3 protein-coding genes are annotated in these 4,155 nt (G+C 60.6%); 1 reads left to right on the top strand and 2 read right to left on the bottom strand.

All coding sequences use genetic code 11. The features are described from left to right. Nucleotides 1-132: 132 nt before the first annotated feature. On the bottom strand, nt 133-1,221 hold the full coding sequence (locus AAAB16_RS25385) for a PQQ-dependent sugar dehydrogenase (RefSeq protein WP_340665854.1): 1,089 nt from the start codon (nt 1,219-1,221) through the stop codon (nt 133-135). A 230-nt stretch (nt 1,222-1,451) separates the two neighbouring features. After that, on the bottom strand, nt 1,452-2,174 hold the full coding sequence (locus AAAB16_RS25380) for a transporter substrate-binding domain-containing protein (protein WP_340665853.1): 723 nt from the start codon (nt 2,172-2,174) through the stop codon (nt 1,452-1,454). A gap of 132 nt (nt 2,175-2,306) precedes the next feature. Between AAAB16_RS25380 and AAAB16_RS25375 the strand changes: the two genes are divergently transcribed. Beyond that, entirely contained in the window at nt 2,307-4,094 is a 1,788-nt protein-coding gene (locus AAAB16_RS25375) for a S8 family serine peptidase (protein ID WP_340665852.1), read from the top strand. Nucleotides 4,095-4,155: the final 61 nt, after the last annotated feature.

Below are 4,155 nucleotides of genomic sequence, written 5' to 3'. Positions count from 1 at the left end.
ACTTCAGCGTGGTGACAGAACCGCTATTGCCACCCGACCTACTCGACCTGGAAAAAACCGAAGAAAGCGCCCAAGCCGAAACGGCCGAGCCAGAAGAAGCGAGCGAGGAACGCGTCGACCTCTAACCCCCCGCTACTCCAGCAAGCCGATGCGCACCAAGCTGCCAGCGGCGGCGTCAGTCAGCACATACAGATAACCATCGGGCCCCTGACGCACATCACGGATGCGCCCGAGCTTGTCCTTAAGCAAGCGCTCCTCATGGACGATCTCGTTACCTTTAAGCTCCAAACGAATGAGCGATTCATCTGCCAGCGCGCCTATAAACAGGTTGTGCTGCCAGCCGGCAAAACGCTCAGCGTTATAAAAAGCCATACCGCTGATGGCCGGAGACTTTTCCCAAACGTGGTGAGGCGGCTCGGTGCCGGGCGCGGTCTTGCCCTTGGCTTCGCTGATCGGCAGCAAGGTGTAGTCAGTGCCGTGGGTCGCCAACGGCCAACCGTAGTTTTTGCCCGCCTGCGGAATATTGATTTCGTCGCCGCCACGCGGCCCATGCTCGTGCAGCCACAGCGCATCGGTCCATGGATTAAGCGCCGCGCCTTGGGCATTGCGATGGCCATAGGACCAGATTTCGCTACGCGCCCCGGCCTTGCCAATAAACGGATTGTCCTGCGGCACGCTGCCATCGGCATTCAAGCGCACCACCTTGCCTTGTAGCTTGCCCAGATCCTGCGCGGCCATACGCTGGTAATTTTCGCCCAGGGTAATAAACAGATGGCCCTCGTTATCAAACACCAAGCGCGAGCCAAAATGGTTGCCGGTGGATAGCTTGGGCTCTTGGCGGAAGATCACCGTAAAGTCGTCCAAACGGCTGTTATCGGCGGATAACGTGCCGCGCCCCACCGCCGTTCCGGCCAGCTTGTCATCGCCAGCTTCGGCATACGCCAGATACACCCAGCGGTCCTGGTCAAAGCTGGGCGACACCGCCACATCCAACAAACCGCCCTGACCACGGCTAAACACGTCGGGCACGCCAGCCACCTGCGAGTTACCGGTGAAATCCGCTGTAACCAAGCGCAACCTGCCCGAGCGCTCGGTAATCAACACCTGGCCATCGGGCAGAAACACCATTCCCCAAGGGTTTTGCAGATCACTCAGCAGATACTCCACCTGCAACGTGCCGCGCTCGCTGGCCTGCTGAAAATTCTCCTCGGCGTGCAACATCGCTGCGCTACCCGCCAACCATAAAGCTGCTACCGCCAGTGTTCTTTGCAGCATCGCCCGCCCCCACATCGAAGTTCGAAAGTCGCAAAAGACTGGCAAAAAAACGCCGCGCCGGCCGGCTGCAATTGCAACGGCAAGCTACAGAATGGGTTTTGTACGGCGTGCCGGCATGCATACGGTGTGCGCGCCGCGGCCTTTAGGTAGGCATTGCTTGGTGCGCAACGCCCCCTCTAATAATCTGCATACCGCCGCTCAATCTCCGTGTATTCGCCACTGCGCCGAATCGCCGCCAAGCCCAAATTGAATTGGTCGCGCTGAATCTGAAAGCGAAAGCCCACTTTATAGGCCGTCGGTGGAAACAGCGGATACCAGGTCAGCGGCTGGCTGATGTCCACCTGATCCAGCACATCGCGGTTGAAATAGCGGATCACCCTGGGGTCGCCGATGATCACGTCAATACGCCCGCTATACAGCAAGCGATTACGCGTCACCTGCTGCGCCTCCTCGCGATAGTTTGGATGCTCAGCCATGGCCTGCGCGTACTCGGGCCCGAGCAAAAAGCGCGCTCGCTGAAAGGCGCTTACCGAATAGTTGCGCAGGTCTTGCAGGCTGTTGAGTTGCACATGATGTGAGGTCAGCGCCACAGCGGTGTTGTGGTACTCGATGTAGGGATCGGAGTAGTAGGCGGCCACGCCGCTCAACTCGTTGGTGGTGGCGATGCAGTCGATATCGCCGCGCGACAGCATTAAGTGCAGGCGCTCCATCGGCGCAAAATAGGCCTGCATATCGTAGCCAGCGCTGCGCAGCGCAGCCTGGACCACGTCGTACTCCAACCCCTTGCCGTCGGCTTCAAATACATAGGGCGGCTTGTTGGTGCCAAAGCCAATGCGAAAAGGATCGGCAAACGCCGGCAGGCTTAGTAGCCAGAACAAGGCGTGCAGCAAGCGAGACATGCTACCTCCTTGGTCTGGGCATCGTTGTTTCAAGCATAGCTGCCCCAGCGCCTGGGACGGCAAATCGGCTGAACCATTGACCCAAGCGCAGCGTCACACACCACTACCGGTCAGCCGCAGAGCCCTCTCCCGATGCCTGTTTTACCCCTCGCTATCCTCGCCCTAACCTTGCTTGCCAGTGCTTTGCCCAGCGTTGCCGCCGAGCCGTTACGCCTGGTCAATCTGCAGCGCTGCGGTGACCTGCTGAACAACCAGCGCCAAGACATCTGCCTGCGTACTAACGGTCTACAAACCGGCGCCGTGCGCGTGCTGTTGGGCGGCGAAGCGTTGCCCGACAGCGCCGTGCAGCGCGACAAACAAAGCCTGCGCCTGCAGCTTGACCCCAAGCGCTACAAAAGCGCGCCGGTATGGCTGGAGCAACAAGGCGCGGCCAGCAACCCGGTGTGGCTGTCGCTCAACAGCAGCCATGTGGTGCCGGCCAAGCCCGATGAAGTGGCGAAGAATATGGACGGCCTGACCACCTACACCGACCTGGTCAGCCTGATCATCGAGGAAGACAGCGACGGCCTGAGCACGGCCCAGCAGTTGGCCAAGAAGTACAACGCCCAGGTAGTTGGCGCCATCCCGCCGCTCAACACCTACCAGCTTCGCCTGCCAGCAAAAAACCTGCTGGAGCGCGATGCCTTGGTGCTGCGCTTGGGTACTGAAGTCAGCGTGGATGCCGTGGTGATCGAAGAGTCGGGCGCTGAAGAAGGCGAAGGCGCAAACGATGATCTGGCCGCCGGCAAACAGCCGCCGCAAGAAAAACCGACCGGCGATGAATGGGCCGCCAATCGCTTTCTCGATGCGGTGAATTACTACCAGCGGCGTATCCCGTCGCCACACAAGCCGGTGCCGACCACGCCCATTCGTATTGGCGTGATCGAGCGTAATGTCGACTTCGACACCGCTGATTTCCAAGACTATCTGGGCGCCGCCAAGCGCGAAGATGGCAAACCGCACACCCGCGTTTACGCCCGTGACGCCGACAAGCCCGATGGCCACGGCACCACGGTGTCCGGCATTCTCGCTGCGCGTTGGGACAAGGGTGGCAACACCGGCTTTCTCCGTGGTCTGGACGGCGCCGGGCCGGGCTTTGAGGTGATTGTCGAGCGCAATTCCGACGCCGGCATCACCGCCAATATCGCCGCATCGGTCAATCTGGTGGAAGACGGCGTGCGGGTACTGAACTGGAGCTGGGGCATTCACCGCGTCGGCGCAAAAAACATCAAGGGCGATGAAATCGACTCCCTGGTGCGCTCTGGTTTGGCCATGAATGGCTATGAAGAACTGCTCGAAGAGTTCTTTCTCTGGCTACGCGCCAAGCACCCGGATGTAATCGTGGTGAACTCTGCCGGCAATGGCTCGTCATTCTCCGGCGCCGATGAATATCGCCTGCCCTCCTCGTTTATCACCGACCAGCTGTTTGTGGTCGGTGGCCATCAGCGCAGCGAAGGCAACGATGTGCCGGTCGAAGACCCGGCCTACGTGGTTAAACGCAACTCCTCCAACAGCGATATGCGTGTGGATATCACCGCCGCCGCCTGCGCCCACGCCTCCACCGTGCAGGCTGATGCCGCTGGCGACGCCCACTGCGGTACCTCGTACGCCACGCCCATGGTCACCGGCATTATTGCCGCGGTGCTGTCGATCAACCCCGCGCTACACCCTGACCAAGTGCGCATGCTGCTGCGCCGTAGCGCCCTGACCATCGGCCAGAACTTCGACTTCGAACCTTCCGATGCCGAAGACCTGACCGCGCCGATTCTGCCGTCCGAGCGCAACTACGACCTCAATAACAAAGACGTCGGCCGCTCCGCGCGACTGGATATGCAAAAGGCCCTCGACCTGGCGGTGAAAAGCCGCGATCGGGTTCGGTAGGGTGCGCCGTGCGCACCGTCTGCGGTCGGCTGACGATTCTGGGTCCCCGCCTACGCGGGGA

Source organism: Pseudomonas sp., from assembly GCF_037994325.1.
GTDB lineage: Bacteria > Pseudomonadota > Gammaproteobacteria > Pseudomonadales > Pseudomonadaceae > Aquipseudomonas.
This window is presented reverse-complemented; position numbering and strand designations above follow the sequence as displayed.